The organism is Collinsella sp. AF04-24 (assembly GCF_003465685.1).
In the GTDB taxonomy this organism is placed as follows: Bacteria; Actinomycetota; Coriobacteriia; order Coriobacteriales; family Coriobacteriaceae; genus Collinsella; species Collinsella aerofaciens_AP.
This window is the reverse complement of sequence record NZ_QSBK01000010.1, coordinates 74,028-95,981: the sequence shown is the minus strand read 5'-3', so window position 1 is coordinate 95,981 and position 21,954 is coordinate 74,028. Positions and strand designations below refer to the sequence as shown.

The following is a 21,954-nucleotide window of genomic DNA, read 5'->3' as shown; positions in this document are numbered from 1 at the left end:
CAACGCGTTGCGCTGAGTCCTGAGGCTGTTGCAATGAAAATGAGAATCAAGGCGAACTTTCCGGTAAGCGTTATGTTTCCACCAAGGTGAGGCCATTCGCCAAGGGTGGGCGATACAGGTGTAAGATATGCGACAGATTAGTGAGCGCTGTCTTTTCCTTGAGGAGGGCGATACGTATGGACCTTCGCATCAAGAAAACCTATCGGGCCCTGTTCGAGGCCTTTACTGAGCTGCTCGAAGAGCATCGGTTTGAGGACGTGACGGTTGCCATGCTGTGCGACCGCGCTATGATTCGTCGGACGACGTTCTACAAGCACTTCCGCGACAAAAACGATTACTTTGCCTTCTATATCGATGAACTCATGTCGGGCCTACCGCAAAAGCGAGCCGATGCGGATGGCGCGGAGGGCGCCGAGGACGTGCGAGCGCTTCGCCACGAAGTGTTCGCTGATGCCATGGATCTGATTCTGGCGCATGAGCAGCTCATGGATAACATTTTGGCGAGCAGTATGTCGGGTATGCTGACCAGCATGATTTGCGACCGCATCGCGCGCTCCATACGCGGGCGCGTGATGAGCGCGCTTGACGAGGATGCGCTCGCGCCCGTATCGCTCGAGACAACGTCTGAGTTTGTCGCCGGCGGCATTATTCGGCTCTTTACCATGTGGTGGGAATCGGGCCACGTACTAGAGCGCCGATCCGAAATCGCCGACGTGGTCGATGCGCTGTTCGAGCGGACTATGACGCCGGTGAGTCACTAAGAGTGGCGGAGAGAGGGGGATTCGAACCCCCGGAACGCTCTCGCGCTCAACGGTTTTCAAGACCGCCGCATTCAACCGCTCTGCCATCTCTCCGTGAGTCGTAATGATAGCATCGTTTTGGATTTGCAACAGGGGAGGCGAACGATGACGAGCACCGGAATCGATGAGAAGTTCATGCGCGAGGCACTGGCGGAGGCGCGTGCCGCCGCGGCGGTGGGCGAGGTGCCGATTGGTGCCGTAGTGGTGCGCGCGGGTGAGATCGTCGCGAGGGCGCATAATCGCCGCGAGCTTGACCAGGACCCTTCGGCGCATGCCGAGTTTGCGGCCCTATGCGCCGCCGCGCAGTCGCTCGGTCGCTGGCGCCTTTCCGATTGTACGGTCTACGTGACGCTTGAGCCCTGCTGCATGTGCGCGGGGCTTATGGTTAACGCGCGCGTGGGGCGCTGCGTGTACGGCGCGAGCGACGCCAAGGCGGGCGCGTTGGGATCCCTATACGATTTGAATGCCGACTCGCGCCTGAATCATCGGTTTAATGTGACCGCCGGCGTGCTGGCAGATGAGTGTCGTGAGGTGTTGAGCAGCTATTTTAGTGGGCTGCGTGGCACCGCTGGTGCTGGCTGCGGTTGTGGGGCAGATCTTGAGGCACATGCCGCTCACGCCGCAGCGCTTGCGGGTGCCGGTGAGGATGCTGGCACGGCGGTCGATTTTGGTGCCGCGTGCCGCCGGCCCCGCAGTGTGCTGTTGGCGATCGATTCCTTTAAGGGTAGCGTTTCGAGTGCACAGGCGGAGGAGGCCGTTGTCGAAGGCGTGCGCCGTGTATGGCCCGATGCCCAAGTGGCCACGTTGCCGCTGGCAGATGGTGGTGAGGGAACGCTCGATGCCGTTGCCGCGCGCGGCGGTGAGATTGTGACCTGCGAGGTTGCAGGGCCCTTTGGCGAGCGTGTGCCTGCTCGGATGCTGGTTGATGTCGAGCACGAGTCGGCTGTTATTGAGATGGCCGAAGCCGCGGGCATCGGGTACTCGCCTTGCACGGAGTCGTCGGCGCTTGCGGCTTCGACCTATGGCGTGGGCGAGCTGATGCTCCGTGCGGTTCGTGCCGGGGCAAAGACTATCTATATTGGCTTGGGCGGCAGCGCCACCAACGATGGTGGCGCCGGTATGCTGCAGGCGCTGGGCGCGCGCCTTGTCGATGAGTGTGGCTGCAATATCGCCCCCGGTCTTGTGGGCCTTGAGCAGGTGGCGAGCGTTGATTTGGCGCCAGCGCTGCAGGCTTTGGGCGGCGCACGCATCGTCGTGCTTTCCGATGTCGAGAATCCGCTCGTGGGGCGTCGCGGGGCACTTGCGGTGTTTGGCGGGCAAAAGGGCCTGCCGACAGACGATGTCGAAGCGCTGGGCGGGTACGACGGCTGGATGGTCGGTTACGGTCGCCTACTCGATACGGCGATTGCCGAGGCGCGGGCCCAGGGGTTACTGCGCGTGCCCGAGGGCGCGCGGACGTTTGGCTCGGTGCTCGGCGTGCCCGGCGCCGGTGCCGCTGGCGGTCTGGGCGCCGCGTTGCTGGCGCTTGGTGCCGAGTTGCGTTCGGGCGTTGAGACGGTGCTTGATCTGATTGGGTTTGACGAGCACGTGCGCGATGTCGACCTGGTCATAACGGGCGAGGGCAACATGGATGAGCAGTCTGCCGCCGGCAAGGCGCCGGTGGGCGTGGCCCGCCGTGCCAAGCGCTATGGCAAGCCGGTTGTTGCCGTCGTAGGTGGTCGTGCCGACAACCTGGATGCGGTGTATGGGCAGGGCATCGACTTGGTGCTTCTGATCTGCCGCAAGCCCATGCCCCTCGACCAGGCGCTCGGCGTGCAAGAGGCCACAACCAACCTCATCTGCGCCGGTGAAGCAGCCGCCCAAGCCTACGACCTCGGCCGTGTCTAAAACCTATCTCTCTATAAGTTGCGGTGAAATACGGAGTGTTTTTGCCTTTAAGGGGCCAATTCAGTCCGTATTCCACCGCAACTTCGTGAATGGTCATCCGAGGCTGGCCGCCTTGTGCCTTGGGTCGGACCGTCCGCCACAAAATGCGGCCATCTACTACGTTTAACCGGCCGCCCTCGACCATCTCGGAATTTGCAAAAATGAAACCGCAGGTAGAGAGCTTGCCGGTTTTCGAAAAAGCCGGCTATGGTTGACCCCTGCGGCCTAAACGTAGTAGATAGGCCACTTTCGTGGCACAGCGTCAGACCAGTCTTTTTGGAACGGGGCGATTTTGACTACTTGCCGATCCGATTGCCCGAGTAGTCAAAAAAGCCTCGTCCCAAATTAGCTACCTTGCCCCATCGGGCGGGAGCGGGTAAGATATATCGAGCGCCTAGCGCGTTCGATGGGTTCGGATGACGACATGTTCCGAATCTGGTCAGGTCCGGAAGGAAGCAGCCATAAGGAGCCTCTGTCGGGCATCCGAATCCATCGAGCGCACGGGCTTTCTTTTTGCGCGGTTTTACCAAACCGCGCAATGCTCGACGCTGCGCGCCACCCAGAGCGACAATTTGTCATTCAAAAGGCAAGGCATGACCAGAAGGTCTATGCCTTGCCTTTTTCATGCCAACTTGTTCGCTCTGGGTGGCGCTCGCCGGCTTTGCCAAAACATAGGCGGCCACGTGGTCCGGGCGTGATGGAGTGGTGTCTCGCTGGTCCTCGGCTTTGCCTGCGGAATCGCTCGACTACCAAACGCCCTGCCGGCACTCGCGGGTAGCCGACCAAAACCGCCTGAAGGGTCACATTTATCTGATAATTGAATCCCTGGCGTTATGTCGCTTGCTAACTGCGCCAAAACAGTGACGGTTTTTACCACCGCTCAAGACTCTTCTGTAACGAGTTGCTTACGCATCTTCAGGGTTCGCCGTACTATCATGAATCAGATTGAAGAGAGATGATGATAGGGAGCGCCTTTTTATGATTGAGCTGCTCAGGCGTTTTGGTGGTAAGTTTCGTCGCTATATGGTGATTGGCCCTGCGTGCAAGCTGATCGAAGTGATCTTTGACCTGCTGACGCCGCTGGTGATTGCCCAGATGATCGATAAAGGTATCGGTGCGCACGACGTGAGTGCCGTCGTCCACTATGGCATGGTACTTGGCGCCATGGCTGTGATCGGTATCTCGTTTACGCTCGTCTGCCAAAAGATGGCGGCGCTGACCTCGCAGGGCATGGGTACTGACATTCGCGGCGCACTCTACCAGCACATCAACAAGCTGAGCTATGCCGAACTCGATCGCTTTGGCACGCCGTCGCTCATCACGCGTATCACCAACGATGTCAACCAGGTGCAGCTTGCCGTGGCGCTGGGCGTACGCATGCTCATCCGCTGGCCTTTCCTGGCGGTGGGCTCCATGGTCGCGGCCCTTGCCATCGACCTTAAGCTCGGCATGATCTTTTTGATTTGCACGCCCGCCATCGGCCTGGTGTTTTGGTTTGTCATGGCGCGCTGCATTCCCTACTACAAGCAGCTGCAGGCAAAGCTCGACCGCATCGCGCTTATCTGCCGCGAAGGCCTTTCAGGCGCTCGCGTGGTTCGCGCCTTCGTGCGCGAGGACCACGAGCGCGAGCGCTTTGCCCAAGCTGCCGATGACCAGGCCAATACTGCCATCGCGGTGGGTAAGCTCTCGTCGATCCTTAATCCCGTCACGTTTTTGGTGATGAACCTGGGCGTGTGCGCCATCCTGTGGGTGGGTGGCATCCAGGTCAACGTGGGTGAGCTCACGCAGGGTCAGGTCATGGCGTTTGTGAACTACATGACGCAGACCCTGACCTCCATCGTGTACGTCGCCAACCTGGTTGTGGTCTTTACCAAGGCGAGCGCCAGTGCGTCGCGTATCAACGAGGTGCTCAATTGCGTGCCGAGCATCACCGACGAGGGCAACCAGCCGGTCGCGCTGCCCAAGCCGGGCAATGCCGCCCCAGTTCCCGCGCTGAGCTTTGACCATGCGAGCTTCTCCTTTGGCGCGGGCGCGGCAAATGCCGTCAACGATGTGACCCTGGAACTCCCACTGGGCAAGACGCTCGGCGTTATCGGCGGCACGGGCAGCGGCAAGTCCACACTCGTCTCGCTTATCTCGCGCCTGTACGATGCGAGCACCGGCAGCGTGAGCGTGATGGGCTCCGACGCGCGTGCCTGGCCGCTCGATCAGCTGCGCCATGTGGTCGCGACCGTCCCGCAACGCGCGTCGCTGGTGAGCGGCACCATCCGCAGTAACCTGACCTGGCGTGACGAGTCGGCGACCGACGAGGAGCTCTGGGCGGCGCTCGATATGGCGCAGGCCAGCGAGTTCGTGCGTAACAAGCAGCAGGGCTTAGATGCTCCGGTCGAGGCGGGCGGTAAGAACTTCAGCGGTGGCCAACGCCAGCGCCTGACCATTGCGCGCGCTCTGGTGGGCTCGCCGCAGATCCTGATTATGGATGACTCCGCCTCGGCGCTCGACTTTAAGACCGATGCGGCGCTTCGCCATGCCATTCGCGAACGAAGCATGCGCGGTGCCGCCGAGGGTGGGCTGCCGCTGACCACGGTGATCGTGAGCCAGCGCGTCTCGACCGTGCGCGACGCCGACATGATCTGCGTGCTCGATCACGGCTCGGTCGCGGGCCTGGGCACGCATGACGAGCTGTACGCAAGCTGCCAGCTCTACCGCGAGATTTGCCAGTCGCAGCTGCGCCGCGAGGAGCTCGAGGGTCAGCAGGGGAGCGCGACGCCCGCGTCCGTCCCAAGTCCCGCGTCCGCCCCGGCTGCCCCGGCATCCACTTGCGCAAAGGAGGGCTGCTAAATGAATCCGTATACTTCTTCCGGTTCGGTCGCCACGATGACGGCCAACGTGTCCGGCAACGATAACCTCAACAACTTGGGTGACGGCCCGCGTCAGCCCGGCGACCCCGAGCGCTACCCCGTGGGCGCGGTAACTCGCCGCCTGCTGGGCTACGTCCGTCCGCATCGCATTTCGTTTACGGCGTCGTTTGTGAGCGCTGCCATCTCGGTGATCTTACAACTCTATACGCCCATCCTCATCGGCGAGGGTATCGACCTCATCGTTGCCGCCGGGCAGGTGGACTTTGACGCGCTGCTGCCGCTCGTTACCAAGCTTGCGATTGTCGTGGTGGGCGCGGCGGCCTTCCAGTGGCTGCAGGGCTACTGCGTCAACCGCCTGTCCTACGAGACAGTGCGCGACATGCGCGTGGAGGCGAGCGACAAGCTAAGCCGCATGCCGCTCAGCTTTATCGACAGCCATGCCCATGGTGACCTTATGAGCCGCGTAGTCAACGACGTCGACCAGGTGGGCGATGGTCTGCTGCAGGGCTTTACGCAGCTCTTTACCGGCGTTATCACCATTGTGGGCACGCTCGCGTTTATGCTCTCCATCAACCTGACCATGACGCTCGTGGTGGTGCTCGTCACGCCGCTTTCCATCTTTGCGGCCGGCGCCATCGCAAAGCTCTCCAACAAGAGCTTTACGGCCCAGCAACGCATTCAAGGCCAGCTCGGCGGCCATATCGAGGAGTATGTGGGCGAGCAAAAGCTCGTGGACGCGTTTGCCTACGGCCCGAGCGCTCAGCAGCGCTTCGATGCCCTCAACGCCGAGCTGTATACGGCAGGTGAGCGCGCGCAGTTTATGGGTTCGCTTTCCAACCCCGGTACGCGCTTTATCAACAACATCATCTACGCTGTGGTCGCCGTGATCGGCTGCGTGGGCGTGATCACGGGCGTGCCGTCGGCGCTCACGGTGGGCGGCGTGCAGATCTTCCTGTCCTACGCCAACCAGTACACTAAGCCGTTCAACGAGGTCACGAACGTCATCACGCAGATCCAGACCGCGTACGCCTCGGCGCGCCGCATGTTTGCGTTGCTTGATGCGCGCGAGCAGGAGCCCGACGCGGCGGATGCCGTGGAGCTTGTCGCCCCGCAGGGCGAGGTGACCTTTGAACACGTGGACTTTAGCTATGTGCCCGACCGCAAGCTGCTGCAGGATATCTGCATCGAGGCCAAACCCGGTACGCGCTTTGCCCTCGTCGGTCCCACGGGCTGTGGCAAGACGACGCTCATCAATCTGCTGCTGCGCTTTTACGATATCGATGCTGGGCGCATCGCGGTCGATGGTCGCTCCTCGCGTGACTACACGCGCGCGAGCCTGCGCCGCGCCTTTGGCATGGTGCTGCAGGATACGTGGCTGTTCGAGGGCACGGTGGCGGACAACATCGCTCACGGTTGCCCGGATGCCACGCGCGAGCAGGTTATCGAGGCCGCCAAGCGCGCGCATGCGCATAAGTTTATCGTGCAGCTGCCAGGCGGCTACGATACGGTGATCGGCGAGGACGGCGGCACGTTTAGCCAAGGCCAAAAACAGCTGCTGTGCATCGCGCGCGTCATGCTCACCGACCCGGCGATTCTGCTGCTGGACGAGGCGACCTCGAGTATCGATACCCGCACCGAGCTGCAGGTTCAGGCGGCATTCGACGAGCTCATGGCAGGTCGCACAAGCTTTGTCGTGGCGCACCGCCTGAGCACCATCCGCAACGCCGACTGCATTCTGGTGATGCGCGACGGCCAGATTATCGAGCGCGGCACGCACGACGAGCTGCTAGCGGCAGGCGGCTTCTACGCCGAGCTTTATCGTAGCCAATTCGCCCAGTGAGCAAGCCCGTGGGGCAAATAAATCAGGTTTGTTTGTCCCATAGAGCGATCTTGTTATATAGCGTTCTACCAGCGCGTGAAACATTTTGACGATACTCCGTGGCACAATTTGACGGCGTTTTGTGAAACATTTTTCGGCCATTCGTGAAACGTTCTGCGGCGGTTTCAATCCGAAGTACAGACTGTTCGAAATCTGTCCAAAGATGTCGTCTGCGTCGCCAATCGACAGACGGTGGTTTACATCTGTCACGTTAGTACTAAGATATTCATCTAATAAATTGCATTAATGGCTCGAGTTTCGGGGGAAACGAGGCAACGTGACTATGACGTGCTCTTTGGTGGTTAACAGCAAGAGCGGTAATACCAGGATGGTTTCGGGTGCGATCAAGCGCACTCTGCAGGCTGCGGGCGTTGAGTTTGTCCATGCCGCGGCGTTGAGTGACGATGCGGATGCAGATCAGGTTGCGCTCGAGGCGCAGGGCGCCTGCGCGGCCGACACGGTGCTCGTCGGTTTTTGGTGTGACAAGGGCGCGTGCACGCCTTCGGTCGCGGCGTTGCTCTCTGCCTTGCACGGCAAGCGCGTCTTTTTGTTTGGCACTTGCGGTTTTGGTGCCAGCGAGGAGTACTTTAGGCAGATTATCGACCGCGTATCGTCTAACTTGGCCAATGATGCCGAGCTTGCGGGCTGGGCGATGTGCCAGGGCAAGATGGGCCCCGCGGTCAAGCAGCGCTACGAGGCCATGCTTGAGCAAGATCCCGAAAACGCCCGCTTTAAGATGCTGCTCGACAACTGGGTTGCCGCGAAGGACCATCCCACCAAGGAAGATCTTGACAACATGGCCGCAGCCGCCAAGAAGGCTGTGCTGGGCGAGTAGATAATCGCCGTCGCGCGCTCGAAATAATACAAACGTGAAAGCCTCGAAATTCTCGAGGCTTTTTTCTTAACACGGGGGTGCGCCGTGGCAAGCGTCTGGGGCGACATTTTCCATCATCCGGACGATGAGTCGGTTTTGGAAGATACGGTCTCCTGTATCAGCTGGATGTATAGGCAGATGGAGTACGGCTACAAAACGTGCCCGGGCTTCTTTACGCACCATCCGATGGGATTCATGTAGTAAGACACCGCCGGGCGGGCGCCACGTTGCAGAACCTAGGCCTAGCAGGTGGCTGATAATTCCATACCCAAATGTATCCAGAGTGGGATGGGCTTTCCGGATGGGCGGGGTTGCGGAAGCCGTGTCCCGGAATTTGCCTTTGGAATGGGATGTGGTTTCCGGTTGAGGGGCTCTGTGGAAAATGCATCCCAGTATTCGGCTGAGAAACGGGATGTGCTTTCCGGTTGAGGGTCTTGGCGGAAAGTACGACCCGGGATTTGTGATCGGAGTGGGATGCGGCTTCCCAACGGGGCCGCAAGCGGAAACCGCATCCCATTTCGCAAGCGAATTCTGGGACACGGTTTTCAGAGGGTTATGGGCTGCGAACTACATGAGGTTGTCATAAAACTCCAGTAAAAGGGGTCGGAAATAAATGGCGCTTCCAGCAGTTTGTTTTAATGTGGGGGGGGGTACCATTATTTTAGTTTCGCAAAAAAATGATCCCTCTATGGGGAAGTTGCGTAGGGGGTTAGTCACAGATATTGGATAAAACAGACTAATTTGGGGATAAATGACCACTTACGCCAAAATAAGTAGCATTTAGCGACAAAACATTGAAAAATGTGTAGCACATTGCTATGTTTTTATTACGAAAAGATTCCAAATTGGCTTATTTCGGACTCACTTTTCAAGCGCCTTGCGGTTCCTGTTGAAACTTGCTGACCTTTGGATGGGTCGAATAGGTCCTCAAGGGGGATGAATTATCACTTTGACGGCGCGTAGACTCAAACGATTTATTACGCTTTTGAGTAGCTTGGCGTTCGCGCTTGTCATAGCCCTTGCCGTTGTTTCTTTTGCTCCCCGCGCATTTGGATACACGCCCTATGCAGTGCTTTCGGGCTCTATGGAACCCGAGCTTCCCGTCGGCTCCATGGTGTTTGTTTACCAGGTTGATCCAACGGATATTGCCATGGGCGACAATGCAACTTTTTACCGATCGGACGGCGCCGTGGTGACTCACCAGGTGTACGAGGTCGACCCTGTGGCGCAGACGATCAGCACGCAGGGAATCGCAAACAAAAATGCAGATGGAACCATCATGCACGACGCCGAGCAGACGCCTTTTTCACGCGTGATCGGCGTCGTTTCTTTTTGTGTCCCTTACCTGGGCTTCGTTAACGCATATTGCACGACGATGCCCGGTTTGCTTGTTGTGGTGGCCGTTCTGGCGCTGTTGGTCGCGGCGTCGATTGTGCTCGATCGGATGGTTCCCGACGAGCCTGCGGGCAAGCATGCCCGCGCGCATGCGAGGGAGCGGCGTTCATAGCGGCAGGGGAGAGGTGTCGGCAACGGCAAGGGCCGTTGCCGGGGAAGTCGATTTTCGAAAGGAAGAGGACGATGGAAAACAAGAAGAAAAAACGCTACGGCATCATTGCCGCCTTGCTGCTGCTGGTGCTGGCCGCCGGCGTGGGTACCTATGCATGGCTGACGGCGCAGGAGCACATTGACAACGTGTTCACGGTGGGTAGCTTTGGCCACCCGGAAAACAAGCCTGATCCGACCGATCCCGAGAAACCGGACCCCGATAATCCGAACACTGAAAAGGCCTACCTGTTCGAGACCCAGTGGGTTGCCAACTCCAAGATGGTACCTGGCGCCACTGTGGCCAAGAACCCCAATGTCGGCATCAAGGCTGGCTCTGATGATGCATACGTATTCATTTACGTAAAGAATGCCATCGTCAAGCCTGGCACCAGCCTTGAAAAGACCCCGTACTTTACGCTCAAAAATACGAATTGGAAGCCCGTTGAGGGTCAAGTCAAGACCAACCAATCTGACAACTCTGGCAACCAGTACGTGAGCGGTCTGTTTATGTACTCCAAGAACTCTGCCGCAGAGAACCTGCCTGCAAAGCTCGAAGCCAACAAAGCAGCGCAGGACGTTTATACCGATGAGCTTTTCACTGCCGTGACGATTCCCTCTGCCATGAACAACACCGATGTTGTCGAGACTACTACTGACCCGAAACAGGCTCCCACGATGACGGTCTCTGCCTACATCTTTGGCGCGGGCCAGAATGGCACCGAGCAGGGTGAAAATGCTGACGCGCAGAATGCCCTTAAGCAGGCCAAGGAATGGGCTAAGACTCAGGCTCAGGCTTAAAATCCCCCCACTGAGATCTCGGCCCGCCCCCACCCCTATATTCGGGCCGGGATCTCGGTCCCCCTTTTATCGACGATTGGCGAACGTAATGCTCAACAATCTTTCCGACAATCAGAAACGCACCTTGGCGCTTGCCGCGATGGCGCTGTTGGCCCTGGCGTGCCTGTGCGGCACGCTGGCTTTTACCGTTGATATGGTTCCGGCGAACAACGTCCTATCGTTTGGCAGCGTGAAGGTACGAGTCTGCGAATACACCCTCAACGAGCAAGGCGAAGAGATTCCGTTTGAGGCCGACGAGCACGGGGACTATCCCGACACCAAGGCCAGTGGCTCTGACATCAGCCGCATTGTGCGCGTGGAGAACGCCGGCGCGCAGCCTGAGTACGTTCGCGCTCGTCTACGCATGACGTCAATGGCACCCGACGGTTCGAGTGCGGATGCCTCGGGCAGCGTTGCGTTTCATGTGAACGCGGACGAGGGGTCCCCGTGGATCGACGGCGGCGATGGGTGGTACTACTACCGTGGATTGGCCGGGCGTGGCGGCATGCTCGACCCCGGCGCCATGACGGAAAGCCTCATGGACTCGCTGCGCTTTGTGGGCGACTACCACGATGCCGCGCGCGGCGGCTCATTCAGGCTCGATATCGATGTTCAGGCCGTGCAGGCCAAAAACCAGCAGGCAAGCGACACCGCCCTCGACGTACTTGACGTCGTGGGCTGGCCGGAGGCGAACTAGCCTATGAAGATCAAGAACATAAACCGGGGCATGCTTAGCAGGCTGGTTGCCGTCGCAGCGATTGTCCTTTGCTGCGTTATGGCGCTGCCAACGGTGGTGCATGCCGAGGACGTGCCCGAGAACAAAAACGAATTCCACATCAAAAACGAGGCTGACTTTTTGTCGCGTGTGGCGCTGTCGCGCGAGCGCGATACGTCCGGCTGGCACGTTTATCTCGATAACGACATTGAGCTCGACAGCGACGACATGAAAGCCATCGTTGCAAACACCGTTAAGCATCTGTCGTTTGGCAACAAGGAGCATCCGTTTAAGGGCGTGTTCGATGGTCAAAACCACACCGTTGAGGGCCTGAACTACGATAAAGACGCTTTTGACCCCGAGCGCGATACGGGATTTTTTGCCGAGACCAACGGTGCCACCATCAAAAACTTCCTGGTCAAGGACGCCAACGTGTGGGCGGACTTCCGCGGTGGCATTATCGTGGGCAAGGCCGTCAATACGCGCTTCGAAAACGTTATGGTCATGGAGAGCACGCTGCACGTGACCTGCGCCAACAATGCTCTCAACCTCATTACCAACGCAGGCTTTGAGGGCGGTCTCATCGCCGGCGAGCTCGACGGCTGCACCCTCTACAACTGCGAGGTACGTGGTGGCCGCGCCGTTAACAACACGACCTCGGGCGTGCAGGCGCTCGGCGGTGAGGGTCTGTATATGGCGGCGTTTGCCGGCTACGTTACAAATTCGACGATTGAGTACTGCCGCGTTACGCCTACGCGCAAAGACGATGGCTCGATTGGCATGACCGACGTCACCAATAAGTACGACGTGGCCATTGGCGCCCTGGGCGGCAACAACGTGTATGCCTCGGGTTTTGTGGGCTGTATGGCGGGTGACGCCAAGATTATCGACTGCTTCTCGACGGCGCAGTGCTACAGCTATGCCGCGTCGTACGTGGGCGTCGTCGCCGTGACGCGCGCGTGGACGGGTGGCTTGGCGGGTCGTATTCTAACCGAAAAGGGCAACGAGCTCGTCCGAAGCCATTTTGCGGGTGACTTGAGCTCGCGTCAGTATAATCCCATCGCCGTGATCCCCATCATTCAAAACGATGTGAACCTGGGCGGTATTGCTGCGCGCGCCAACAAGGGTGACGCCACGGTTACCGAATGCTACTTTAAGCCGAGCGTGAGCCTAAACGGCAGCAGCCAGGGCAACCCTGCCAAAAAGAAAATCCCCTCGTTTGGCGGCGACGGCATCATCAAGGGCGATGGCTATGGTCCGTGGGATGACGAACGCTACACCACGCGCGAGCTGTGGGAAGAGCACGACTACGACTTCTGTGCCGGCACCATGCGCTCGACCGCTAACGACAAGGCCCTGGGTGCCCCGCACCCCAATGAGTGGGCGATGGATTACAAGCTGAAAATTCCCGTGCATGGCCAAAGCGTTAAGGCGACGATCGATTTTCCCGGTGCGGGCACCGCGACAATCGAGAAGACCAAACTTGGCAAAGACCAGGCGACCTCGGATCCGTACGCCTTTGCCGTGAGCGCCGTGCTGGCGGGAACGGCCCAAGGCCTGGCCCAGGGCGATACATCGGTAACGTTTAAGCAGGATACCTCCGCAAAGCCAGAGGGTTTGACCGAGGCCAACGGCGGCTACCGCTTTATGGGCTGGTTCCGCGAGCCCGACGTGCGTGTGAACCGAATTGGACAAGACAACAGCTGGTTTGACGGCAAGACCGATGCCGATGCTGTGGCTGCTGGCAAGCAGGTCCAGAAGAACGAGACGCACGAGAAAACGTCGACCTATACCGCCGATAATGCGAACGGGGCCGACGGTTTTAAGGGCAACGACCTGTTCATCGCTTCGTACGAGGCGCAAGTGCTGTTCTATAACGTCAAGGGCAAAACGCTCGATTGGCAGAGCGGTGCTGCGCACGACAGGTCGGCGGATTGGTACCGCTATGGTGTTAGCCTGACGCCGGCTGCCCCTGCGGATCGCGGCGCTCTGTCTCCCAGCGCCACCTTTATCGGTTGGACGACGCAGCCGAGCGGCGAGGCTGGGATGAACGGCGGCTATGCGGCCATTACCTCGACCCAGCTCGCCGAGCTTAAAAACGCAAACGCGTTCTATCCCGCCGATGCGGCGATCACCGTCGTCGGTCCGACCGACTTCTATCCGGTGTACAGCGACTACGTCTCGAACATCATGACGGTGTTCGAGGGTAATGAGCAGGATGGGCTTGAAGATGCGACCCAGCGTGTCGACGTGGGCAACACTCATGTCGATGTCCAGACTGCCGAGGATGGGGCCAGCGTTTACACGGTGCAGGTGCGCGGCGTGGACAACAAGCCCTTGTCCGAAGGCGGCTCGCTGCCCGATGGCTACCGCTTCCTGGGTTGGTACGAAAACAAGGGAACCGAGGATGCCCCGCTCGAGGTGCGCGTAAGCCGCGATCCCAGCTATACGCTCCCCGCCGATGTCGATTTAACCGCGCCGCATACCTACATCGCCCGCTTTGAGTACCGCGTGGATTATTACGTTCGGGCTTATACCAACCATGAGTTTACGGACAGCAAGCTACTTTGTTCCGTTTGGAATCGCTATCAAACGCCCTTTGAGGAAAACGTCGGTAGTACCTTCGTGCGTGAAAACGTCGTCCACTGGGGCCCGGAGCATGTTGACCACGGTATAAAGGATAGTTATGAAACGTGTGGCACGCGCTTCACGAAGGAAACCCTTGTCGTGAGTCCCCTTAACGCGTACTCGCACAACGTTAAAAACGATACGGGAGCCGATACTCTAAAAAACCTCTATGCCGATACCGATTTTCCAGGCGCTGCAACGCTAAGCGATACTTGGACTTCGGCTTCGCTGAACGTAACGGTCAAACCGGTGAATGATCGCTATCTCCTGAATTTCTGGACGCTTGAGCGCGATGGTGAATATTGGACATATGTGAAAAATCCCATCGAGAGCATGGTGCGTACAGATAAGAAGTACTACGTTCGCGCGATGATTACCACGGACGTTAATTTCTACAACAAGGGCGATAATGTCGTGAGGACTGCCACGCGGCGCTATGAGAGTAACTTGCTGCAGACCAAGGTGAACGGGGCGGATCCGACGTTCACGTATTACTACCCGCATGTTAATAAGTCGGTTAAAGTGGCCGAAAAGCCAGAAGATGGTGAGAAGGGATCGTATGAGAGCCCCCTGACCCTCGAAGCCTCTCCGACCGATGCCGAGATGGCGGTGCCGGGCTATAAGTTCCTGGGCTGGATTTCGACCGCCGAGGTCCAGAAGGGTTCTGACGTCTGGAAGTATATCTACGATGTCGAGGGCGATTCCTTCACCACTTCTGACCCGGATAAGGCCGAACCGTATCTGGTGAAACCAGATTTTAAGGTCACCCAGTGGCAGGATGCCTATCCGGTGTACGCGAAGTACGATGTTAGGTACACCACCAACCTGTATCGCGCCGGTTTTAAGGGCACGGACAAGGTTAATGTGCCTAGGTACGACATCGATCCCGTTATCAACGCGGGCACCGACCCTGCTACGGCAACGGTGACCCCTGACGTCACGACTCCGGTTTATAAAGCAGGCGGTGAGCTGTATAAGTTGCAGAAGGTTGAGATCGAGCTTCCGAATGGCGAAGTTGAAGACATCGAACCTAACGGCGATAACTCGTATTCCCATCAGGTGGAACCCGGTGGGGCCTATACATTTGTGGCGTACTATTCGCCGTTGGCGGTTGTGTACCATCTCAATGCCAGGGATGTGGACGGTAAGGTAGCCCAGCAGGGCGATTCTCTCGGCAGCCTTAAGGATGGCATGCCGCTGCCGACGTATAACGTTGGCGACATCGATGCTGCAACGAACGCATACAATGCCTTCGTAGGCTGGACGGAAACTAAACCGGCATCCGGCAACGGTTATGTCGTTTGGTCGGACGGCCTCCCCATGGTGAATACAAACACTGTGGTTAACGCCCCCATGGAGCTGTACCCGGTCTACCGTGCCAGCGCGGTAATTGTCCAATCGAATATCGATGCTAATCTGGATGATCCCTATGCCGTGCGTTCTCTTTCGCGCACCGACTCTGGCGATCAAATTTCGCTGGAAGTAAGAGCTACAGCTGAGGTTGTCGGCAAGGATGGCACCAAGTACGACTTTGTCGGCTGGTCGCGTGACTATGAATCCGATAGTAAATACACTCTGATGACCGAAGACGATAAGTATCCCCTCGAGGGTAGTGAACCCTTTAAGGGCGCGACGTATACCGCGGTGTACAAGGTCACGCCGTATAAGGTGCGCTATCACAGCGTCGACGGGGCGGTCATCTTTACGGCGACGGTCGATTCGGGCGACGAGCGCGCGCAGGACGGTAAGCCTGGCTTTGTCTACACGGTCGATGTTCCCAAAATGGACGAGAGCGGCAACCCTGTGATGGAGCAAAAATCCGTGGCGTACGACCCGGACGCCCACTCCAAGATCGTCGCGCTGCTCGATGAACAGGCTGCTGCCAATGGCGATAAGCGCGAGCTCTTCTTGGAGTGGCGATATGTGGGTGCCGATGGCACTGCAAAGTCTTGGGATGAGTTCAAGGGCGAGCCAGTCAAGGGTGACATGGACCTGTATCCTGTGACGTATCGCGTGGTTGCCAACGATACGTCTGATCCCGCGAGCCCCGTAACTATGACCGCGCAGCTTAAGTGGCTGCTCGATCCCGCCGCGGCCAACACCGTCGGTGACAGTGCCGACAATGCGCCGTTTAAGGTCTGCTTTGCCAAGCCGTTTATGGGGACGCAACTGACTGTTACGGTAACGCAGGCAAGCTACGGCCCTGGTGCAGAGGGCGTTTCTGCGGCGGAAAAGCCTGTGAACGGCAAGTTTGTCTCGCTCTACAGTCTGGGTTCGGGTGGCGGCTCGTTCGACCTGGTCAACCGCCTGGAGTCCAAGAAGACAGGCGAAGGCGAGCAAGGTCCCGGTAATGCCGTGTTCAAATTTGCCCAGACTCATGCGCTGACGATCGTTAAAAAGACTACCGACGCCAGCGCAATGGGGCAAACGTTCCGCTTTAAGGTAACGCGAAAGGCGTCGGAGGGTTCTCCTGCCGAGACGCGCATGGTCGAGGTGAAAGTTAGCGAGAGGCGCGACGAAGACGGCGAGACCTGGTATGTCGGCAGCGTGCAATTTGCCGCGCCGACGGGCACCTATACCGTCGAGGAAGACACGAATTGGGCATGGCGCTACGAGGGCGAGCTGAGCACGCCGGGCAAGGCGCCCGGTAAATCTGCCGAGCTGACGATTTCGTCTGCTTCGAGCGCGGGCGATGCGATGGTGACGTGCGTCAACACGCGCGCGAAGGACAAATGGGTCGATGGCGGCTCGCGTGCCAAGAATGTTTGGGAAAACGGCACGCTGGGGAGGGAGGACTAGGATGACTAAGCGCAAGCAGATCGTCGCCCTCCTTGTCGGCGTTCTCCTGTTGGCTGGCGCCGCTGGTACCTTTGCGTGGCTTTCGGTTACGGGCGTGCTGGTCAACAAGTTTGGCTTTGGCTCGGTGGCGCCTTCGGTGGACGAGACGCTCAAGGACAACGTGAAAAGGGATGTCTCGGTAAAAAATACGGGCTCGGCTCCGGCATACCTGCGTGTCGCGGTGAATATCTACTGGCAGGATAAGGATGGCGCGCGCCTGTGGGATGAGCCGGTTGCCGGCACCGACTACGTCATTGACTGGGGCAGTGTGTCCAAGGCATCTGCTTCCAACACCGCCTCATCTTGGGTTGTCGCGTCCGACGGATACTACTACTGGACGTCTCCCGTTGCTTCGATGGGCAAAACCGATGTGCTCATCAAGAGCGTGACTGAGCAGAAGGCAGATGGGAAGAACCTGGTCGTTGACATTTCGACCCAAGCAATTCAATCCACGCCCGACGATGCAGTTGCAGAGGCATGGGGCTGTACAGTCAAGGATGGCGTGCTGGTGCCGCCGCATGGAGGTGCGTAGGTATGGCTTCTCCGATTCGTAAAGACGTTGTGTGTTCCTTGCGCTGCGTGATGGCGGCAATCGTCTGCCTTATCGCGCTTGCCGTTCCTGCACGTGCGTTTGCTGACGTTCCCACGATTGCCTATGACGGAAATGCACGCCAGCTAACGGTATCGGGAGCGACGGACTCCTCGGGGGAGCCCGATCTGTTTCCAGCCTTTAAAGATCTAATGCCCGGCGATGTACGCGAGCAACAGATTGGGGTTCGTGCCACGGGTGTAAAGTCCCAGGTACGTGTGTTTGTGCGGGCTGTTGTCGATCACGAGACGGCACATATGCTGTCTCCCACCACCTTAACGGCGACTGTGGGCGATGCCTCTGCAGGTTGGCTCCAGACAGGAACGCCGGGCAGCGTGTTTGCCTATCCCACGCAGGTCGCAACGTTTACGAGCGATGGCAGCACGGTACTCAATTTGCAACTAAGTGTCCCGACGTCGGTGGGCAACGAGCTTGCCGACGCAAACAAGGCAATTCGCTGGGAAATCACCGCCGAAGACGATGGCGAGAAGATCCCCGTACAACCTGTTGGCAGTAAGAGCCCCGGTCTGTTTGGCCTGGCGGCAACCGGCGACAGCACGCTCGCATTGCTCTTGGTGTTGCTGACGCTTGCAATCATTGCTTTCATGGCCGCGCTGCTTTTATCCCGGAGGGATAAGCGCTAGGTCCATCTTCTAAATGCTTCGCCCTCCCGGGCGGCGGGCACGAAGTTCCCTGCTCTACAGTCCTGCGCAAAGGAAGCCACATTAAGTGGCCTTCTTTGCGTGCGGAACTCGCGATGAACTTCGTGCCCGCCGCCCGGGAGGGCGCCCCTTTATTGATGGAAGGCCTAATAAGCGGATATTCCATGCCCGGATGTATTCAGAGCGGGACGGGCTTTCCGAATACAAAGAAGGCCACTTAATGTGGCCTTCAACTTACATATGTTGCGGATGCTCTCATGACAAGCCGCGCCTCAACACCGAGGCGTCTGCTCGGTGGCGCGGAACGTAAGGTTCATCGCGAGTTCCGCACGAGCCGGAGAGCACTTAATGCGCTCTCCGTGCGAGCAGGACTGTCCGAGCAGGGAACCTTACGTTCCGCGCCGCCCGGGCGGACGAACCAGGTCGATAGACCCGCTACTTGATCTTGGTCGTGCCCGGTGCCAGGTTGGGGTCGGTCTCGTTGGCCTCGGTCTGGAAGTGCTCGGTATACACGTTCTTGCCGTCGCGGAACATCTCGTAATACTGCATCTTGGCGTAATCCTCGCGCGCCTTGGTGGCGGCAGCGGCAGCGGCGTCGTCACCGGTGACGTTGGAGGAAAGCGCCCAACGCAGGCTGGCGTCCTCGTAGCCCACGGAGTTGATGGCGGGCAGCGACTCGCGCAGTGTCATATGCGCCTTCTGATAGTCGGAAAGCGGGGCGCCGATCAGCTGCATCAGCTGGGTGGACAGGTAGTTGGTGGACAGGTCGTCGACCTCACTCGTCTGGTCGCAACCGGCAACGTCGTAGTTAGCCCAGATGATGTAGTCAGTCTGCCACAGGCGTTCCTGGTGCGTGGCATCATCCTCGCCGGTAAACCACTTGTCGTTGAACTTGGACGGGAAGAACGGCTGGTGGTCGCCCCAGAACACCACGACAACCTTACGGTCGAGCTTGCTCAGGGCGTTGAGGAAGTAGCGAAGCGCCTGGTCGGACTGCTCGATGCACGAGACATACTCGTCGACATCGGAGAGCGTACCGTCCTCGACGGTCTTGGCGTCCAGGTCCGTCGTGTCGATGTTCAGGTGCATCTGCTTGTCGACCGGCAGCAGGCCCGTGTCGTAGCCCGAGTGGTTCTGCATGGTCACGTCGAAGATAAACTGCGGATCGGCGTTCTGATCGAGCAGCTCAAGGATCTTGTCGTAGGTTGCCTGGTCGGTCACCATGCCGCGCAGGGTGTCGGCACCCTGGAAGTCGTTGATGGACAGGAACTGGTCAAAGCCAAAGTCCTTGTAGACGTTCTCGCGGTTCCAGTTGGTCGCGTGGTTGGGGTGCATGGCCGTGGTGGAATATCCGAGCGACTTGAACTGCTCTGCCAGGTTCCCGGTCGTCTCCATGTTGTAGATGGTGTAGGGGTACACGCCCGAACCCAGGTTGGCCATGGAGTTGCCGGTCATAAACTCAAACTCGGTATTGGCGGTGCCGCCGCCGTAGGCACTCACGTAGAGCTTGCCGCGGCTGAGGCAGTTGGACAGGTTCTTAAAGTACTGCGGGCCCTCGTAGCCGGCGCGCATGTTCTGGTAGATGGACAGGTCCGAGAAGGTCTCGTTCATGATGGCGATGACCGTGGGCTTCTCGCTGTCGAATTGCTCCTTTGCGGCGGTGCGCTCGTCGCTCTTGGCGGCATCGGACTTGTCGTAGGCCTTGGCGTACTTTTTGAGCGTGGCCTTGGCGTCGTCGACGGAGTAGTCGGCGGGTTTGGGCGGCTTGATGGACTGTGCTGCACTAATAAAGGCAGGTAGATAGCCCTCGCGCCAGTAGCTCTCGAGCGGGCGCCAGGTGTAGACGGTGATGCCGAGGGTGTTGTAGTAGTCGATGAGCGTGACGTGTGCGGTCACGCCGCCCAGGCACAGCACCGCCACGAGCAGGTTGGTGAGCAGTATGCGCTTGGCGCTGGCCGCGCCCTTCTGGCGATGCGGCGCCACCAGGCCGGCGTACTCGCATAGCAGCATGGCGATGGCGGTAAAGCCCATGGACAGCACGCAGAACAGCGAGATGGAGAAGGTGTAGCCATTGCCGGCGACCGCGGCGGCGGTGGAGATGGCCGAAAGGTCGCCCGGCTGGATGGGCATGGATTTAAACGTGATGACGAAGAACTCGGCAATGCCCAGGACAAAGAGGGCAAAGGCCAGGACCGCGGGAGCTGCGCCGTGGCGCTGGAATAGGAAGAACAGGCCGACCATGAGCACGGTGATGATGGCCCACTCGAGCAGGATGCACAGGGGGTAGACCCAGGTAAAGTCGTGGTTGGACGAGACCTCCATGCCCAGCAGCGCAAAGACGCCGGCGAGCAGCAGGCACAAGACGGCGGCGACGAGCGGGCGGCCCACAAAGGCACCGCGCAGGCGGGCGAGCTTGCCGGTGGGGGCGGGGGCGTCGGCCGAGGCGAACGCAAAGATGCGCGGGGCGATGCGGTCGCGGGCGATGCTGGCCCAAGCGCAGCCGGTGAGGATGGCGTTGGTCAGGATGAGCATCACAAAGGCGAGCGGCTCGTTTTGGGCGACGAGGCCAATAGCGCCCCAGACGGTCAAAAAGAGCTGGAACAGGCCGAAGACGACGCTCCACCCAAGAGCGCTTTTGGCAACGGTGCCCGACTGTGCGCGAATGGCCTTGGCCTCGCGCAAGACAAGGTAGACGGTCGCCGCAAGACCGACGAGCGAGATGGCGGCAGCGAACATGCTGAGACTCCTCACAAACTTAAAACCTACGAAAGCGGGGATTAACCCGATTGTTACCGAGATATGCGCAGCATTTGACGGCTGCGTACAACAACCAGCCATAATAACGCGCGAGTATGGCGGTGTTGCGCAATTGAGTGCCCACCTGCGCGATAATGGACGGGAATTACACGGAAACGTAAAGGCTTCTTAAAGAATTAGCGAGGATGAGGCGATGAGCGAGCAGGTTTGCACCAAGGCTGTGGATACGTGCGGCTATCCGGTCGAGACCACGGGCAATGCGGTGCTGGACACGTTGGAGCACCGTTCCTCTACGCGCGCTTTTGCGCGCGATGACAACGACCGTTCCGTGGCGGTGACCGATGAGCAGCGGGCGGCGGTTTTGCATGCGGCGAGTCGCGCGCCGTCGGCGGGCGCCATGATGATGTATTCCATCGTGAGCATTCGCGAGCAGGCTACGCTGGACCGTCTGGCCGACCTGTGCGACCACCAGCCCATGATCGCCAAGGCGCCCTGGGCACTCATATTTGTGGTCGATTATGCCAAGTGGATCGATCTGTTTGAGCATGTGGGTTGCTTTGAGCCCGAGTTTGTCGAGCGCACGGGCAAGTCGCCCCGTCGTGCGCCGGGTTTGGGCGACTTTGCCATCGCGGCCCAGGACGCCGTGATCGCCGCCCAAAACGCCGTGGTTGCCGCCGAGGCCCTGGGGCTGGGGAGCTGCTATATCGGCGATATCGTCGAGAACGCCGAGGAAGTTGCCGCACTGCTGGACTTGCCTGCCTATACCATGCCGCTGTCGATGCTCATCATCGGCACGCCCCGTAAGGAGCGCCCGGCAATCGCGCATCCCGTGGTGAACCTGGTGCACGAGGAGCGTTATTGCCGCGCCGACGCCGCGACGATGGATGCGCAGGTGGCCGAGATGGATGCGATGTTTCGCCCGCACGCCCGCGAGGTGGGCGAGCGCGTCATCGACATCTACACCCGTAAGCACACGAGCCCCTTTATGGCCGAGATGAGCCGCTCTATGGAGTGGTGGTTCAAAAACTGGCTCGGAAAATGAC

14 protein-coding genes, 1 tRNA gene and 1 other RNA gene are annotated in these 21,954 nt (G+C 59.1%); 14 read left to right on the top strand and 2 right to left on the bottom strand.

All coding sequences use genetic code 11. The annotated features are described in order from the left end of the window. The first annotated feature begins 176 nt into the window (after positions 1–176). The gene (locus tag DWV32_RS05580) at positions 177–761 is read left to right on the top strand and encodes a TetR/AcrR family transcriptional regulator (RefSeq protein ID WP_117757518.1); all 585 of its coding nucleotides are present in this window, start codon (positions 177–179) and stop codon (positions 759–761) included. Between the two features lie 3 nt (positions 762–764). Here DWV32_RS05580 and DWV32_RS05575 read toward each other — a convergent pair. Continuing rightward, positions 765–854 (bottom strand) — tRNA-Ser (locus DWV32_RS05575). 51 nt (positions 855–905) lie between these two features. On the opposite strand from DWV32_RS05575, the gene tadA reads away from it, so the two are divergent. The 12 genes from tadA to DWV32_RS05520 all read left to right on the top strand — a co-directional run bounded on the left by tadA (position 906) and on the right by DWV32_RS05520 (position 18,136). After that, positions 906–2,687: a tRNA adenosine(34) deaminase TadA gene (gene tadA, locus DWV32_RS05570; protein ID WP_117757517.1), complete on the top strand. Its 1,782-nt coding sequence runs from the start codon at positions 906–908 to the stop codon at positions 2,685–2,687. 442 nt (positions 2,688–3,129) lie between these two features. Beyond that, an RNA gene (gene ffs, locus DWV32_RS05565) (signal recognition particle sRNA small type) lies at positions 3,130–3,225 on the top strand. A gap of 479 nt (positions 3,226–3,704) precedes the next feature. Continuing rightward, positions 3,705–5,567 carry an ABC transporter ATP-binding protein gene (locus DWV32_RS05560; protein ID WP_117757516.1) on the top strand — a complete coding sequence of 621 codons (1,863 nt, stop codon included), beginning with the start codon at positions 3,705–3,707 and terminating at the stop codon, positions 5,565–5,567. Further along, positions 5,568–7,427, top strand: coding sequence for an ABC transporter ATP-binding protein (locus DWV32_RS05555; RefSeq protein WP_117757515.1), 1,860 nt, complete (start codon positions 5,568–5,570; stop codon positions 7,425–7,427). A 322-nt stretch (positions 7,428–7,749) separates the two neighbouring features. Continuing rightward, positions 7,750–8,301, top strand: a complete 552-nt coding sequence (gene bilS, locus DWV32_RS05550) for a flavodoxin family protein BilS (protein ID WP_117757514.1) — start codon at positions 7,750–7,752, stop codon at positions 8,299–8,301. A gap of 84 nt (positions 8,302–8,385) precedes the next feature. Further along, on the top strand, positions 8,386–8,541 hold the full coding sequence (locus DWV32_RS10230) for a hypothetical protein (RefSeq protein ID WP_158566088.1): 156 nt from the start codon (positions 8,386–8,388) through the stop codon (positions 8,539–8,541). A gap of 748 nt (positions 8,542–9,289) precedes the next feature. Next, entirely contained in the window at positions 9,290–9,847 is a 558-nt protein-coding gene (locus DWV32_RS05545; protein ID WP_316242589.1) for a signal peptidase I, read from the top strand. Positions 9,848–9,918: 71 nt separating this feature from the next. After that, positions 9,919–10,683, top strand: coding sequence for a SipW-dependent-type signal peptide-containing protein (locus tag DWV32_RS05540; RefSeq protein WP_117757512.1), 765 nt, complete (start codon positions 9,919–9,921; stop codon positions 10,681–10,683). Positions 10,684–10,771: 88 nt separating this feature from the next. Continuing rightward, positions 10,772–11,419: a hypothetical protein gene (locus DWV32_RS05535; RefSeq protein ID WP_117757511.1), complete on the top strand. Its 648-nt coding sequence runs from the start codon at positions 10,772–10,774 to the stop codon at positions 11,417–11,419. Positions 11,420–11,422: 3 nt separating this feature from the next. Further along, a complete protein-coding gene (locus tag DWV32_RS05530; RefSeq protein ID WP_117757510.1) occupies positions 11,423–16,864 on the top strand; it encodes a hypothetical protein in 5,442 nt (1,813 codons plus the stop codon). A 1-nt stretch (position 16,865) separates the two neighbouring features. Continuing rightward, entirely contained in the window at positions 16,866–17,435 is a 570-nt protein-coding gene (locus tag DWV32_RS05525; RefSeq protein WP_117757509.1) for a hypothetical protein, read from the top strand. Positions 17,436–17,437: 2 nt separating this feature from the next. Further along, positions 17,438–18,136: a hypothetical protein gene (locus DWV32_RS05520; protein WP_117757508.1), complete on the top strand. Its 699-nt coding sequence runs from the start codon at positions 17,438–17,440 to the stop codon at positions 18,134–18,136. A gap of 453 nt (positions 18,137–18,589) precedes the next feature. Here the strand turns inward: DWV32_RS05520 and DWV32_RS05515 are convergent, their stop codons facing one another. Further along, positions 18,590–20,890: an LTA synthase family protein gene (locus DWV32_RS05515; protein WP_117757507.1), complete on the bottom strand. Its 2,301-nt coding sequence runs from the start codon at positions 20,888–20,890 to the stop codon at positions 18,590–18,592. 214 nt (positions 20,891–21,104) lie between these two features. Between DWV32_RS05515 and DWV32_RS05510 the strand changes: the two genes are divergently transcribed. Beyond that, entirely contained in the window at positions 21,105–21,953 is an 849-nt protein-coding gene (locus tag DWV32_RS05510; RefSeq protein WP_117757506.1) for a nitroreductase family protein, read from the top strand. Position 21,954: the final 1 nt, after the last annotated feature.

Coding starts and splice junctions, on each gene's coding strand:
- DWV32_RS05515 (WP_117757507.1), bottom strand. CDS start 20,890: ATGTTCGCTGCCGCCATCTCGCTCGTCGGTCTTGCGGCGACCGTCTAC.
- DWV32_RS05525 (WP_117757509.1), top strand. CDS start 16,866: ATGACTAAGCGCAAGCAGATCGTCGCCCTCCTTGTCGGCGTTCTCCTG.
- DWV32_RS05560 (WP_117757516.1), top strand. CDS start 3,705: ATGATTGAGCTGCTCAGGCGTTTTGGTGGTAAGTTTCGTCGCTATATG.
- DWV32_RS05540 (WP_117757512.1), top strand. CDS start 9,919: ATGGAAAACAAGAAGAAAAAACGCTACGGCATCATTGCCGCCTTGCTG.
- DWV32_RS05535 (WP_117757511.1), top strand. CDS start 10,772: ATGCTCAACAATCTTTCCGACAATCAGAAACGCACCTTGGCGCTTGCC.
- bilS (WP_117757514.1), top strand. CDS start 7,750: ATGACGTGCTCTTTGGTGGTTAACAGCAAGAGCGGTAATACCAGGATG.
- DWV32_RS05510 (WP_117757506.1), top strand. CDS start 21,105: ATGAGCGAGCAGGTTTGCACCAAGGCTGTGGATACGTGCGGCTATCCG.
- DWV32_RS05530 (WP_117757510.1), top strand. CDS start 11,423: ATGAAGATCAAGAACATAAACCGGGGCATGCTTAGCAGGCTGGTTGCC.
- tadA (WP_117757517.1), top strand. CDS start 906: ATGACGAGCACCGGAATCGATGAGAAGTTCATGCGCGAGGCACTGGCG.
- DWV32_RS05520 (WP_117757508.1), top strand. CDS start 17,438: ATGGCTTCTCCGATTCGTAAAGACGTTGTGTGTTCCTTGCGCTGCGTG.
- DWV32_RS05555 (WP_117757515.1), top strand. CDS start 5,568: ATGAATCCGTATACTTCTTCCGGTTCGGTCGCCACGATGACGGCCAAC.
- DWV32_RS05580 (WP_117757518.1), top strand. CDS start 177: ATGGACCTTCGCATCAAGAAAACCTATCGGGCCCTGTTCGAGGCCTTT.